The organism is Corallococcus sp. EGB, from assembly GCF_019968905.1.
Taxonomy (GTDB): domain Bacteria; phylum Myxococcota; class Myxococcia; order Myxococcales; family Myxococcaceae; genus Corallococcus.
Map to the genome: position 1 here is coordinate 8269837 of NZ_CP079946.1, position 13859 is coordinate 8283695.

The 13859-nt window shown below is 70.7% G+C and carries 15 protein-coding genes; 6 read left to right on the forward strand and 9 right to left on the reverse strand.

Going from position 1 to position 13859, the window contains the following annotated elements; all coding sequences use genetic code 11:
- The 3 genes from KYK13_RS33695 to serA all read left to right on the forward strand — a co-directional run bounded on the left by KYK13_RS33695 (position 1) and on the right by serA (position 3551).
- A complete protein-coding gene (locus tag KYK13_RS33695) occupies positions 1-378 on the forward strand; it encodes an STAS/SEC14 domain-containing protein (protein WP_223638243.1) in 378 nt (125 codons plus the stop codon).
- Positions 379-500: 122 nt separating this feature from the next.
- The gene (locus KYK13_RS33700) at positions 501-2141 is read left to right on the forward strand and encodes a trypsin-like peptidase domain-containing protein (protein WP_223638244.1); all 1641 of its coding nucleotides are present in this window, start codon (positions 501-503) and stop codon (positions 2139-2141) included.
- 156 nt (positions 2142-2297) lie between these two features.
- Positions 2298-3551: a phosphoglycerate dehydrogenase gene (gene serA / locus KYK13_RS33705; protein WP_223638245.1), complete on the forward strand. Its 1254-nt coding sequence runs from the start codon at positions 2298-2300 to the stop codon at positions 3549-3551.
- Positions 3552-3576: 25 nt separating this feature from the next.
- Here the strand turns inward: serA and KYK13_RS33710 are convergent, their stop codons facing one another.
- From KYK13_RS33710 to KYK13_RS33745, 8 genes are all read right to left on the reverse strand, one after another.
- The gene (locus KYK13_RS33710) at positions 3577-4980 is read right to left on the reverse strand and encodes an FAD-binding oxidoreductase (protein WP_223638246.1); all 1404 of its coding nucleotides are present in this window, start codon (positions 4978-4980) and stop codon (positions 3577-3579) included.
- 191 nt (positions 4981-5171) lie between these two features.
- On the reverse strand, positions 5172-6035 hold the full coding sequence (locus KYK13_RS33715) for an alpha/beta fold hydrolase (protein ID WP_223638248.1): 864 nt from the start codon (positions 6033-6035) through the stop codon (positions 5172-5174).
- A gap of 117 nt (positions 6036-6152) precedes the next feature.
- Entirely contained in the window at positions 6153-6458 is a 306-nt protein-coding gene (locus KYK13_RS33720) for a siderophore-interacting protein (protein ID WP_223638252.1), read from the reverse strand.
- Positions 6458-6898, reverse strand: a complete 441-nt coding sequence (locus KYK13_RS33725) for a siderophore-interacting protein (RefSeq protein ID WP_223638255.1) — start codon at positions 6896-6898, stop codon at positions 6458-6460. The genes KYK13_RS33720 and KYK13_RS33725 overlap by 1 nt, the downstream gene beginning before the upstream one ends.
- Positions 6895-7224 carry a helix-turn-helix transcriptional regulator gene (locus KYK13_RS33730; RefSeq protein WP_223646896.1) on the reverse strand — a complete coding sequence of 110 codons (330 nt, stop codon included), beginning with the start codon at positions 7222-7224 and terminating at the stop codon, positions 6895-6897. Before KYK13_RS33730 ends, KYK13_RS33725 begins: the two co-directional genes overlap by 4 nt.
- A 107-nt stretch (positions 7225-7331) precedes the next feature.
- Positions 7332-8588, reverse strand: a complete 1257-nt coding sequence (locus KYK13_RS33735) for a hypothetical protein (RefSeq protein ID WP_223638257.1) — start codon at positions 8586-8588, stop codon at positions 7332-7334.
- A gap of 117 nt (positions 8589-8705) precedes the next feature.
- Positions 8706-9443: a hypothetical protein gene (locus tag KYK13_RS33740; protein ID WP_223638259.1), complete on the reverse strand. Its 738-nt coding sequence runs from the start codon at positions 9441-9443 to the stop codon at positions 8706-8708.
- Positions 9440-10117, reverse strand: a complete 678-nt coding sequence (locus tag KYK13_RS33745) for a carboxypeptidase-like regulatory domain-containing protein (protein ID WP_223638261.1) — start codon at positions 10115-10117, stop codon at positions 9440-9442. Before KYK13_RS33745 ends, KYK13_RS33740 begins: the two co-directional genes overlap by 4 nt.
- Before the next feature lie 325 nt (positions 10118-10442).
- Here KYK13_RS33745 and KYK13_RS33750 point away from each other — a divergent pair, with 325 nt between their 5' ends.
- The 3 genes from KYK13_RS33750 to KYK13_RS33760 all read left to right on the forward strand — a co-directional run bounded on the left by KYK13_RS33750 (position 10443) and on the right by KYK13_RS33760 (position 12571).
- Positions 10443-11042: a hypothetical protein gene (locus KYK13_RS33750; RefSeq protein ID WP_223638264.1), complete on the forward strand. Its 600-nt coding sequence runs from the start codon at positions 10443-10445 to the stop codon at positions 11040-11042.
- 18 nt (positions 11043-11060) lie between these two features.
- Positions 11061-11612, forward strand: coding sequence for a hypothetical protein (locus KYK13_RS33755; RefSeq protein ID WP_223638267.1), 552 nt, complete (start codon positions 11061-11063; stop codon positions 11610-11612).
- Positions 11613-11692: 80 nt separating this feature from the next.
- On the forward strand, positions 11693-12571 hold the full coding sequence (locus KYK13_RS33760) for a lytic transglycosylase domain-containing protein (protein ID WP_223638270.1): 879 nt from the start codon (positions 11693-11695) through the stop codon (positions 12569-12571).
- A 305-nt stretch (positions 12572-12876) separates the two neighbouring features.
- Here the strand turns inward: KYK13_RS33760 and KYK13_RS33765 are convergent, their stop codons facing one another.
- A complete protein-coding gene (locus tag KYK13_RS33765) occupies positions 12877-13662 on the reverse strand; it encodes a glucosamine-6-phosphate deaminase (RefSeq protein WP_223638273.1) in 786 nt (261 codons plus the stop codon).
- Between the last annotated feature and the right edge of the window lie 197 nt (positions 13663-13859).

Below are 13859 nucleotides of genomic sequence, written 5' to 3' on the forward strand. Positions count from 1 at the left end.
ATGAAGATTGAAATCGCCCACCTGCCCCACGACATCATCGAGATCATCTACCCGTCGGAAGTGACGCCGAAGGATGTCTCCGAGTACGTCGAGCAACTGAAGAAGGACATCACCGCCCGCGGGGGCGCGGAGTGGTCCGCGCTGGTGGACCAGTCGAAGCTGCGGAAGATGCCCTCCGAGGTGGTGGGGGAGATGGCGCGGCTGAACGCCTACGCCCAGCACAACGGCATGAAGCGCTCCGCGCGCGTGGTCAGCGACCCCGGCAGCGGCCTGCAGGCGTGGCGCATGACCAAGGCCGCCGGCCTCACCATCCCGGCCAAGACCTTCGAGACGCGCTCGGAAGCGCTGTCCTGGCTCGAAGCCCCCGACGCCGACTGAAGCACCCCCGACGTCCCCTCCCCCCGGACCTCCCTTGCGACCGCCCGGGTCCGTCCACGTCTTCCAGTGACACCCCCTTTCTTCGCTGTGTCTGTCGCAGTACCCGTCAGGAGTCACCCCGCATGTCCGTGTCCGCCACCACCTCCCGGGCGAAGCTGCTCGGTTCCCTGTTCTGTACCCTCACCGCGCTGGCCTGCGGGCCGGCCCCCGAGTCGGGCGCGCCCGGAGAGCAGCCCGCGCTGACCGAGTCCAGCGCGCCGGTCGTCTACGGCAAGGACGACCGCATGGACGTCTACGCGCACCCGGACGCGACCCTGCGGGACCGGGCCCGGCAGTCCACCGTGGCGCTGCTGACGCCGGACTTCATGGACACCACGAACCCGAACAACATCATCGTGGACCAGACGCCGCTGTCCGAGTGGGAGGGGCTGTGCAGCGACCAGCGCTTCTACAACGACCCGGCGCCGGCCTTCTGCTCAGGCACGCTCATCGACGATGACCTGGTGCTCACCGCGGGCCACTGCGTGACGAACGCGGCGGAGTGCGCGGACACGCGCTTCGTCTTCAAGTTCTACAAGACGGGCGACAACACGGTGGAGACCATCACCAGCCAGGACGTCTTCTCCTGCAAGAGCATCGTGGTGCGCAAGGAGACGGCGTCCAGCGTGGACTACGCCATCCTGCGGCTGGACCGCCCGGCGACGCCGCGCTTCACCCCCGCCCCGGTGCGCGCGGGCAACACCGCGCTGACGGTGGGCCAGAACGTGGCCGTCATCGGCAGCGGCAGCGGCATCCCGTTCAAGATCGACTCGGGCGGCTCCGTGCGCACGGCCAACGCCAGCGCCAAGGACTACTTCGTCGCCACCACGGACACCTTCGCGGGCAACTCCGGCTCCGGCGTGTACGAGACGGGCACCTACACCGTGGCGGGCATCCTGGTGCGCGGCGACGAGGACTACGTGCCGCGCGCGGGCGCGAACTGCAACGAGGTCAACGTGTGCAGCGAGACGGGCTGCGGCGGCGAGGAGATCACCTACGTGGCCAACGCCATCACGGCGTTCTGCGCGGCCAACACCAGCCAGCGGCTGTGCAACACCACGCCGCCCCCGCCGACGAAGTTCGACTTCACCGCGACCAACACCGCCAGCGCCACGCGCAACACCGTCAACGGCACGGTGACGCTCGCGGCCGGCCAGAAGCTCACCGTGGGCACCTGCGGCGTCACCGGCGCGGCCCTCACCAGCGGCGACTCCTACCTGCGCCTGCGCGGCCCGTCCGGCACGGAGGTCGCCTTCAACGACGACGGCTGCGCCACCGGCTACGGCTCGAAGATCACCTTCACCGCCACCGTCGCGGGCGCCTATGAGGTCCGCGCCGGCTGCTACCAGAACGGCAGCTGCGCCGGCACGGTGGCCTGGGAGATGGGCCAGGCCAGCGCGGCCACCCAGGGCTCGTTCAACTTCAACGTGAGCAACACCGCCAACGCCACGACGGGCACGGCGAACGGCTACGTGACGCTCGCGGCCGGCCAGACGCTGTCCTTCGGCAGCTGCGGCGTGGCGGGCGCGTCCGGCACGGGTGACACGGTGGTGCGCCTGTTCAACGCCGCCGGCCAGCAGGTGACGTTCAACGACGACGCGTGCGGCTCGCTGTCCCGCGCGGCCTACACCGTGCCGGCGAGCGCGGGCGGCACGTACCAGATCCGCGTGGGCTGCTTCGGCAACGAGGCGTGCAGCGGCACGGTGGCCTGGACCATCCAGTAGCCCGCTGCTTCCCTGCCGACCCTCCGGGCCCGTCCCTCTCCAGTCTGGGGAGTGGCGGGCCCGGTGTCTTTTGGCCCCCAGCTCCACCGTCCTGGAGGCTTCCCTCCCCCACCCAAGGCTTGACACCTTGGGGGGCGGGATCTAACGCAAGGCGCCATGAGCACACCCCGCTTCCCGCCGTCGCCCCGCCGCCCCGTGAACAACGAGGGCCCGATGCGAGTCCTGCTGCTGGAGAACATCCACGCCTCGGCCCACGAGATGCTGAAGGCGGAGGGCTTCGAGGTGGAGCGGCTGTCCTCCGCGCTCAAGCCGGAGGAGCTGGCGGAGCGGCTCAAGGGCGTGCACCTCTTGGGCATCCGCAGCAAGACGACGGTGCCGGAGGAGTCGCTGAAGTACGCGCACGACCTCCTGGCGATTGGCGCCTTCTGCATCGGCACCAACCAGATTGACCTGCTCGCCTCCAGCGTGCACGGCGTGCCGGTGTTCAACGCGCCGTTCAGCAACACGCGCAGCGTGGCGGAGATGGTGCTGGCGGAGGTGGTGGTGCTGACGCGCCAGCTCTTCGACCGCAGCCGCGAGGTGCACGCGGGGCAGTGGCGCAAGGTGGCCACGGGCAGCCACGAGGTGCGCGGCAAGACGCTGGGCATCATCGGCTACGGGCACATCGGCTCGCAGCTGGGCGTGCTGGCGGAGGCGCTCGGCATGCGCGTCCTCTACTTCGACGTGATGACGAAGCTGCCCTTGGGCAACTCGCGGTCGGTGGCCACGCTGAACGCGCTGCTGGCGGAGTCGGACTTCGTGACGCTGCACGTGCCGGCGCTGGCCTCCACGCACCTGATGATTGGCGCGGAGCAGCTGGCGGCGATGAAGCCGGGCGCGTGCCTCATCAACGCGAGCCGCGGCACGGTGGTGGACATCCCGGCGCTGGCGCAGGCGCTGCGCTCCAAGCACCTGGGCGGCGCGGCGGTGGACGTGTACCCGGAGGAGCCGGAGGGCAACTCGGACGGCTTCGTGACGGAGCTGCAGGGGCTGCCCAACGTGGTGCTCACGCCGCACATCGGCGGCTCCACGGAGGAGGCGCAGGCGTCCATCGGCAAGGAGGTGTCCACGTCGCTGCTGAAGTTCGTGAAGGGCGGCGCGACGACGGGCGCGGTGAACTTCCCCAACGTGGAGGCGCCCATCAACCCGGGCACCCACCGCATCATCAACGTTCACCGCAACACGCCGGGCGTGCTGCGTGACATCAACCGCATCGTGTCCGACCTGAACGCCAACATCCACGCGCAGGTGCTCAGCACGGACGCCAACGTGGGCTACCTGGTGATGGACCTGGACCAGGACGTGTCCCGCCAGGTGTGCGAGGCCATCGCCGGCCTGGAGACGGACATCAAGACGCGCATCGTGTCCTGAAGCGCCCGCCGGGGACCAGGCGCCCTCAGGCGTCCAATATCTTCCCCGGGTTCAAGATGCCGGCGGGGTCCAGGGCGCGCTTGAGGGTGCGCAGGAGCTCCAGCTCGCCGGGCGCGCGCGTGTAGTCCAGGTAGTCCTTCTTGAGCAGGCCGATGCCGTGCTCGGCGGAGATGCTGCCGCCGTGCTTGCGCACGAGGTCGAACATGGCGTGGTCGGACTGCTTCGCGTGGGCGAAGAAGTCCGAGCGCTCCACCCCATCCGGCTTCATCACGTTGACGTGCAGGTTGCCGTCGCCGATGTGGCCGAAGAGGCAGATCTCCCAGCCCGGGTAGCGGCTGGCGAACACGGCATCCAGCTCCGAGCAGAACGCCTCCAGGTTCGCCACCGGCAGCGAGATGTCGTTCTTGTGCAGCACGCCCGTGGCGGAGAGGCTCTCGCTGATGGACTCGCGCAGCGCCCACAGCCCCTGCGCCTGCGCCGCGCCCTGCGCCTGGGTGCCGTCGGTGACGAGCCCGCGCTCGAAGAGGGAGCCGAGCCACGCCTCCACCGCCGCCGGGTCACCTCCCTCGGACTCCAGGAGGACGTAGCAGCCGCTGGGGGCCTCGAAGGGCGAGCGCAGCTTGCGGTGGCGCTGCACGCGGGCCAGGCACCTGTCGGTGAAGAACTCGTAGGCGGACAGCACCAGGGGCGCCTGGCGCGCGTCGCGGAACAGCCGCAGCACGGCGGCCACGTCCGGCACCGCGAAGAGGAAGACGTCCTGCTTGCCCGGCAGCCGCGTCAGCTTGAGCGTGGCCTCCGTGATGATGCCCAGCGTGCCCTCGCTGCCGATGAAGAGCTGGCGCAGGTCCGCGCCGGTGTTGTTCTTCTCCAGCGCGCCGTTGAGCTCCAGCACCTGCCCCTGCGCCGTCACCACCTGGAGGCCCAGCACCCACTGCCGGGTGAGGCCGTAGCGGATGACCTTCACGCCGCCCGCGTTGGTGGCGATGTTGCCGCCCACGGTGCTGCTGCCCTTGGACGCGAAGTCCACCGGCCAGGTGAGCCCGTGCGGCGCGCAGTGCTGGTGCACGGCCTCCGTCACCGCGCCGGCCTGCACGCGCACGGTGTTGCCCAACAGGTCCACGGGCTCCATGCGGGTCATCCGCTTGAGGGACAGCACCACCTCGCCGTGCAGGGCCACCGCCCCGCCCGCCAGGCCCGTGCGCCCGCCGGAGGGCACGACCGCGACGCGGTGCTGGTGGCAGAGCGCGACGAAGCGGGCCACCTCGTCCGTGGTGCGCGGAAAGACGACCGCGCCCGGCGCCGGGGCGTACACGCGCGTCCAGTCGCGGCCGTACTCCTGGAGCTCCGCGGGCTCCCGGGTGAGGAAGTCGGCGGGGAAGGACTCGGCGATGGCGCGGAGGAAGTCGGCGGGCAGCGCGGCGGTGGACATGGGTCCAGGCGTATTGCACCCCCTGGGGCATGACAAGCCCGACGGTGCGCGGGCGCCCGGCCCCGACGCATGCCGGGCCGGGCTCCGTCGAGGGGCGAACGGCCGCCCCGGTGTGGGAAACGAACCCGGGGGTCCGGCCCGCACGGGCGCGGGCTTGACGCCGCGCCCCCGTCCCCCTGGAACGGTGAGCCCTATGCCTTGAGGAAGGAGAGCAGTGCTTCGTTGATGACGTCCTTGTTGACGGAGCACATACCGTGGCTGAAGCCCGGGTAGACCTGGAGCTTCGCGCCCTTCACGAGCGTGGCGCTGAGGCGCCCCGCCCCGTCAATGGGGACGATCTGATCGTCATCGCCGTGCATCACCAGCGTGGGCACGTCGATGCGGGCCAGGTCCGCGCGGAAGTCCGTCTCGGAGAAGGCCTTGACGCAGTCGTATTCGGCCTTGAGGCTCCCCATCAGGCCCTGGAGGCGGAAGCTCTCGCGCAGGCCCTCCGACACCTTCGCGCCGGGCCGGTTGAAGCCGTAGAACGCCAGGCTCAGCTCCTTGAAGAAGCTGGAGCGGTCGCCGCGCACGCCCGCGCGGATGTCGTCGAAGACCTTCATGGGCAGGCCGTTGGGGTGCCAGTCCGTCTTGATCATGATGGGCGGCACCGCGCCGATGAGCACCGCCTTCGCCACGCGCGCGGTGCCCTGGCGCCCGATGTAGCGCGCCACCTCGCCGCCGCCGGTGGAGTGGCCCACGTGGACGGCCTTGCGCAGCCCCAGCGCGGAGGTGAGCTCCGCCAGGTCGTCCGCGTACGTGTCCATGTCGTGGCCCGCCCACGGCTGGGAGGACCGCCCGTGCCCCCGGCGATCATGCGCGATGGTGCGGTAGCCCCGCTCGGACAGGAACAGCATCTGGTCCTCGAACGCGTCGGACGTGAGCGGCCAGCCGTGCGAGAAGACGACGGGCTGTCCGTCCCTGGGGCCCCAGTCCTTGAAGTACAGCTGCGTGCCGTCGCGCGTGGTGAGGTAGGTGCCGGAAATCCGGCCTGTCTTCGTCTCTTCGCTGGTCATGTGTCCGCCCTTCGCGGTGGGAAGCTCCACCGGATGCGGACGGTGCGCATCGCAGTCGGGGCCGGGCATTGCCCCCGGGGGTCCGGTCACTGCTCTCCGGGGCGGCCATCCACGGCCTCAGTGACGAGGGCCCTCGTGCCCGGGCCCTCCGTCGCGGTGCCAGTAGGACGCGGCCTTGACCCATTCCGCCGGGTGCTGTCGCTCCTCGATGACGCAGGTCCGCAGGTCGCGCACCCACTCCGCTTCGCCCGCGATCCACACGAAGCCATCTCCCGCCGGAGGCGTGAACGCGGCGAGCGCCTTGCGCAGCAGCGCGCCGTCGCCCGGCCCCGGCTCGCCGCGCACGATCCAGGTCGGCTGCCAGGAGGCCTTCGTGACGAAGGTCTGCTTCTCGGACTCGTTCGCGACGACGGCCACGGTCATCACGGGCACGCCCCGGGCGCAGCAGCTCCACGCGGCGGCCGAGCGCTCTCGTCTCCCATCAGCAGATACCAGTCGAAGTCATCGGGCACGAGCTGCGAGCCCTTCGGTCCGCCGATCTCCAGCGTGGCGCCGACCTTCGCGTTTGCGGCCCACTCCGTCGCGGGACCGGAGCCATGCAGCGCGAAGTCGATGGTCAGCGTCTGGCCGCGGTTGTCATGGGCGCGCGGCGTGAAGTCGCGCATCACCTGGTCGCCCGCCCTCGGGAAGAACAGCTTGATGTGGTCATCCGGCGACGGGCTGTGGAAGTCCGCGAGGTCCGGCGACGCGAAGTGGATGCGCCGCATGCGGGGCGTCACGGACTCCACGCCGCGGACCACCAGCTTGCGCCGCCGCAGCTCGTGGCGCACGCGAACGATTTGATGCAGGTCCTGGGGGTTCATGAGCGGAGCCTCTCGATCTTCTGCGCGGCCTCGTCGTTCAACGCCGCCACGTCGAGCACGACCTTCTTGTCGACGCCGGGCGACAGCGTGTCGAACAGCACGCTCTTCAGGTTCTGCATGGCGCGCCGGACGGGAGCCGCGTCCGTGCGCTCGCGAATCTCACCGGCCTCTCCGAGCCGTCGCAGCAGCCCTTCCACGCCGTTCACGTTCTCCGCGAGCAGCGCCTTGCCCTGCTCGGTGATGGCGAAGAGCTTGCGCTGCGTGTCCGTCGTTTCGGGTTCGCGCACCAGCCCCATGTCCTTGAGCAGGGTGAGCGTGGGGTAGATGTCTGGCTTTCATGATGTCCCGCGGGGAAGGGGGTTGGAGCCCCAGCGGCAAGGACTCCATTCCCAGGGGCGCAGTGAAAGGCGCACCCTGGTTGGCGCGGGCCCTTTTACCGGGGCCAGTCTCGCAGGAGCCGTTCGGTGGCATCCTGCTGGTCCCACTGCACGCGGCCGGTCAGCGCCAGGTTCCCGTGCTCGATGCGGATCCTCCGCCACACCGGAGAGCCCGGCACGTAGCGCGCGTCCGCGCGGGGCCAGGCCACGCCGCCAGTGGCCTCCACCATGCGCATCACGCAGGCATCGAACTCCGCCTCCGGCAGCCAGCGCAGCGCGTCCAACACCTGGTCGGAGTCGAAACCGCGCAGCGTGGAGGGATGCCCGGTGACGGCCCGCAAGGCCTGGGAGCCCCGTCCCTCCGGGATGAAGGACAGGCCCTGGGGCCCCAGCACGCAGAACCCCTTCCGCTTGCCGAGCTTCGCGGAAAACACCGCCACGCTGTCCAGGCGCACGCCCGCTCGGGCCGCACCACGCAAGGGGGGCTGACGGTGCAGCTCGATGAGCATGGCCAGCCCGGGCGCCTCCCAGATGCCGCGCGCGCGCCACCGGCGGTCGCCGACCACGCACACGTCCCACGCCCGCTCCACCCGGACACCGCCCTCTCCGATGGTTCCCAGCCGCACCTCCTGGAGAGCGCCGAAGAGCGGCTTCCACAAGAGCCGCTCGCTGGTGAGCCGCGCATGCCCCGAGCGCAGCAGATCCCAGATAGCGGGCGCCATGCTGAGCGCCATGAACAGGCCGCCTGCCACCTTCTGCGTCCCGGGAGGCGCAAGGAAGAAGGCCATGAACGCCGCGAGCCAGAAGACGCCCAGGCGCCAGCCGTAATGCGGAGGCAGCTCCGAGCGAAGCTGCCTCGCTTTGTTCCGCCGCTGAGAGCCCTGAGCGAAAGTCTCGTGGACGAGCACCTCCCCCGGCTTCAGCGCCCAACTCGCGGGTTGGCGCACCAGCGCATCCAGCCGCGTCAGCGCTTCTTCGAGTGACATGTCCTCCGGCGCCACCGTCAGCACGTCCAACCTGCGCCGCGCCAGCCGAGTCAGCCGCTCTCGACGCGCCAACAACTCCCGGGCTTCCCTCCACACGGGCGTGTCATCCGGCCAGCCTTCCTGCGCCGCACGACGCTGGACGCGCTCCAACGCCTCCTCCACCGCCTCCGCTTCTGCCACGAGCGCCGGCACCAGCTCCGGACGCCGCATCAGCGCGCGCCGCCACCTCCGGCCGGACAGCACCTTCTCCAGCTCCGCGTGCGGACGCCGCGCCGCCGCGAGCACCTCCGCGCGGCCCTCCAACTGGCGCTCGATGTCGGCCACCATGAGGCCTGGCAGGGCAGCGCTGGGACGTGACCGCTCGGACATTGCGGCGGCCAGCATAGCCCTCCGCGCACCGGGCCGCTGGGCGCGCCGTGGACTGTGTCCGCGCGTGTCCCGCCGCTACTCGACCGTCGGCTCCAGCTCCAATCGCTCACACTGGCGCAGCATCTCCTCCGCGTCGGCGGGCTCGTCGGACGAGGGCTCCTCCGCCTCGGACCAGGGCACGGAGGGCTGGGTCGGCGTGCCAAAGGACTCCTTCACGAGCGCGATGAGGTCCCGCGCCGGGTCCCTGGGGAGCGACGTCTCCTCCTGCAACGCCACTGGCGCGACGGGCGGAAGGTCCGGCGCCTCCATCGCGGCGGCCTGGAGCAGCTGCGCGGGCGAGGGCGGCAGGGCCACCACCGCCACGGGCTCCGCGGGCAGCAGATCCTGCGCGTCGAAGCCGAAGGGCACCTGTGGCACCACGGAGAGGGGCACGGACTCGGACTCCCCATCCGGCACCGCGCCCTCCCTCGGAACACACCGCAGCATGTTCAAGCGAGGGGTCGTCGTTTCCGCGAGCGTCGTGGGAGGCTCGGCGAGCGGAGGCGCTGGGACCCGAGGCTCCATGGGCTTCCACTGGGGAGGCCACGTGGGCACCGGCAGCAGCGCCACGGCCGGCTCGCGCAGGGGCAGCGAGCGCACGGTCGCGCCCCTCAGCTCCGCCGCAGCCTTCGCCAGCGCCGCGGCATCCTCCGCGAGCACCCGCTCCGCCCAGGTCTTCAACCACCGCGCGAACGACAGCACCCAGGCGAAGTGCCGCCTCGCGCGAGGCCGCGTCTCCATGGCCTCGGCTTGCGGCCCCGCGAGCATCGTCACGCCTCCTTCACCGGCATCCGGATGATCAACGGCGACGTCCCGGTGGCCAGCGCCTCCGACTCCATCGACACCAGCTCCCCTTCCGCGCGCACCTCCAGCCGGCCCAGCGACTCGCCCTGCGGCAGGCGGGGAAAGTGGAAGTGCCCCTGCGCATCCGTACGAGTGCTCAACTGAAGCGCGGGCAGCGCCACCCACGCGCCCCGGATGGGCTCGTCACCCGGCCCCACCACCCGCCCCAGCAGGGGAGCCGGTGGGGACGCTCCGTCCACCAAAGACAGACACCGCACCTCCGCCAGGGGTTGCTCCTTGCGCACAGGTACCCGCAGGCGGAACGCGGGGCGCGGCACCGCGCGCAAGCCCGCCCACAGCGCCACCGGCACCGGGCTCAGGTCCACCTCCAATTCCTTGTCACTCATGGCCGCGAAGAGCAGGTCCCCCAGCAGCCGGTGCGCGCGCTCGGGCGTCTCCGCGCCCACCGTCACCAGGTAGCAGACGGTGAACTGCAGCGCGCCCCGCTTCCCCGCCCGGCTCAGGGGCGCGGGCCCCAGCTCCAGGAGGTAAAGACAGACGCCCCGTTCCAGGGACTCGCGGTCGGGCACGCCCAGGTGCACCGGCGCATCCGTGGCAATGCGTCCCACCCACGCCTTCATGCGCAGATCGACTTCGTCGATCATCCTTGGCCCCCCGGTTCCCGGCCCGAATGCCACGCCACCGTCTCTCCTCATTCTACGCTCGCATCACGTGGGCTGGCGGGACATCACCCATGGGATTGAACAGGACGTCAGTGATTTGACAGGCATTGCACGCATTCCCAGTTCCTGAGGAACCACGCCACATGTCGGGAACCGGGCAGTCCCTCCACGGTGGGTCACGGGCATCCCGGAAAGCCCGTACGGGTTCTGCCCGTCCCGCTTCTATTTCCGCGCGCCTTCCGCGAAGAATGGCCACCGGGCCGGCATTCACCGTGGAACTTTCGTCATGACGATGGACTCTGCTTCCTTGAGACGACGACACCCTTCCCTTCTCTCCTCCGGCATCGCCCTGGGGTGCCTGGCGGTGTTGGGCACCGCCACCCCGGCGCTCGCCCAGGACGACTCGCCCCGCAAGGTGGGCCTGATGCTGGACGCGGGCGCGCCGCACGGCATCGGCGTGTCCGCCGTGGTGCGCCCCACGAACTGGCTGCGGCTGCACGCGGGCCCCACCACGAACACGCTCAGCATCGGCGTGCGCGGCGGGTTGAGCATCCTGCCCATGGACACCTTCATCGCGCCGTCCCTCAACGCGGAGGCCGGGCACTACTTCGGTTCGGAGTACAGCGAGGTGCTGGACTGGCTGGGCCGTGAACCAAGCTCCACGTCGGAGGCCATCCGCGACGTCACCTACAACTACGTGACGGGCAGCGTGGGCCTGGAGGTGGGCACGCACAGCCGCTTCAACTTCTTCCTGAACGTGGGCCTGAGCTACGTGGCGCTCACCGTGCCCAACCCCACGCCGCTGCTCCAGGACGCGTCCGGCGACGCCAGCGTCACGTCCGGCCCCATGCACCTGCGGGCCACCATCCCGTCCGTGAAGCTGGGCTTCATCGTCTACTTCTTCTGAGCCAGGAGCCTTCCGAACATGCGAACGAATTCCTTCCGCACCCTCCTGCTCGCTGGCGCCGTGGCCCTGCTGGGCACGGGCTGTGATTCGCTCTTCAACATCGAGGTGGAGGCCGAGCGCATCTGCAAGACCGAGAACGACCTCTCCTTCCCCGCCTCCCCGCCCATCGCCGGATCCGTGGAGCAGTCCTTCACGATTCCGCTGGGTGACTTCGCCAGCGCGCTGCCCGCGGACGCCGACGTGAAGACGGAGCTGCGGCTGAAGCTCTTCGACGCCACCGCCAGCACGGACATCAGCGGCATCGAGCGCGCGAGCCTCTCCGTGCGCAAGCCGGGCTCCGCGGAGTACGTGCTGCTGGGCGAGTTCCGGCGCGCCGGCACCAGTGGCTCCACGAACAAGCTGGTGCTCACCAGCAGCGGCGCGGTGGACGTGCTGGACCTGGCGAAGCAGGAGGAGCTGGAGTTCCTCTTCCAGGCCACGGGCGCGCCCCCGACGCAGTCGTGGAGCGCGGACGTCGAGGTCTGCGTGGGCGCCAAGGCGAGCGCCAACTACTTCGGCCTGCTGTTCTGAGGTTGCCGCCGCCCGCCCCGGTGTCCACTGGGGCGGGCCGGAAGCTGGACGGGGACGCGCGGCGCCCTTAAGTGGGGAGGGTGGGACGCAAGCGGGCCGCGGGCGGCATCGAGATTCCGGGATGGGCGTGGCTGGTGCCGTGCGCGCTGGTGCCCGTGGTGCTGCTCAACCTGGGCGTGGCCTGGCTGGGCGGGACGCAGGTGTCGCCCCTGTCCTTCTCCTTCCTCCCGACGAAGGCCCGCGCCCTGGGGGCCTACGTGGCGCACCGGCCCGCGTGCGTCCTGGACGAGCACCCACCGCTGGAGCCGCTCATCACGGAAGCGGAGCGCCGGCACGGGATTCCGACGGGGCTCTTGCAGGCGCTCATCCAGGTGGAGTCGGAGACGCGGGTGCACCGCATCTCGCCGGCGGGAGCCATGGGGCCCGGGCAGCTCATGCCGGACACGGCGGAGATGATGCGGGTGGAGGACCCCTTCGACCCGGCGCCGTCCGTCGACGCGAGCGGGCGCTACCTGGCCGAACAGCTGCGGAGGTTCCGGGACGTGCGGCTCGCGGTGGCCGCGTACAACGCGGGGCCGGGGTCGGTGAACGGGCACGTGCCGCACAACGGGGAGACGGAGTTCTACGTGGCCAAGGTGCTCGCGGCCTATGAGCATACGAGGCCGAAGGCGCCAGCCGTGGCGAAGCGCCCGGTCATCCCCGAGGCGCCGGTCAAGACCGCCGCCACCGTGAAGACTCCTGTCGCGCAGGCCCACGCGAAGGCGCCCGCGATGAAGGCATCCACCACCACGCAGGTGAGCGCGAAGGCGTCCACCGCGCAGGCCGCGAGGAAGGCCCGTCCGCCCGATGCATCCACGAAGCAGCCATCTGCCCCGAAGGTGACGGCCCCCGTGAAGCCCGCGGCCCGTCCGGCCATGAGCGCCAAGCCTCCCGCGAGGGTCGCATCGGCGACGCGCTGACGAACCCCGCGCCGGTCCGGACACGCCCGGCCCCGCCGGGACGACTGGGGCTCCAACCTCCAGGCCGGGCACCGCCTCCGGAGGCAGTGCTCGAGAACCTGTCCGACTGTCGGACAGGTTTCCCTCGGCTCCGCCGGACCGGCAGCCCCGAGCCACGGTCCTCCAAGCCTGTCCGACTGTCGGACAGGTTTCCGCGACCCGGCTTCAGCGGCGGCCCCAGCCATGCCTCTTCGAACCTGTCCGACTGTCGGACAGGTTTCTTCGGTGCGCCGCCGACAGGGAGGTCCTTCGGGATTCTCTCCTTCTCATCCGTGGAGACGGACTTCAGGGTCGCGGATCCGGGCTGCCTCCAGCGTTCGCGCTGGCAGGCCGCTGGCGGCGCCCGTGTCCAGCCACAGCTCCACGTCGCGGTGGAGCTGCAGGAACGAGGCGGGACAGCGGGGCGTCAGCGGGCCGTGCACCATCGCCGTCACCGCCGCGGCCTTGTTCACGCCGAACGCCAGCACCACCACCTTGCGCGCCTGGAGCACCGCCGCCATGCCCAGCGTCAGCGCCGCCATGGGCACCTTCGACGGATCATCCCCGAACGCCATCACGTGCGACAGCCGCGTCTCCCGCGACAGGCGCGCGCGGTGGCTCGCCGCCGTCAGCACCTCGCCGGGCTCATTGAAGGCGATGTGCCCGTTGGGCCCCACGCCCAGCAGCAGCAGGTCCAGCCCTCCGGCCGCCGCGAGCGCCGCGTCATAGCGCGCGCATTCCGCCTCCGCGTCCGGCGCGCACCCGTCGAAGAAGTGGATCCGCTCCGTTGACAAATTCACATGACGGAACAGGTGCCGGTCCATGTACGCGCGGAAGCTGCCCGCGTCCTCCGGCGGCAGTCCCAGGAACTCGTCCATGTTGAACGTCGTCACCCGAGACAGGTCCAGCGCCCCCCGGGCCGCCAGCTCCACGAGACTCCGGTACACGTTGAGCGGCGAACGCCCCGTGACGAGCCCCAGCACCTGCTTCGGGTTGTGCCGCACCACCTCGGCGATGCGCGCCGCGCAGGAGGAGGCCGCCTCCTGCTCCGTCGGGAACACCCGTAGGTTCATGGGCTCGCCAGCATATGCCGGCCCCGCCCAGGTCGCTGGCCGCCCAGCCGCCCCGTGCGTGGCGCCGCGCGGCAAGCTGCTCGCGTCCGGGAATTACACGTGAACACTCCGCTCGATTGACAGGCCCGGTCCCCCGCACGCCCGGGGACCGGGGAGGGTTTCTCACGGGCGTTCCGTGCAATCCGTTCTCACGCGCG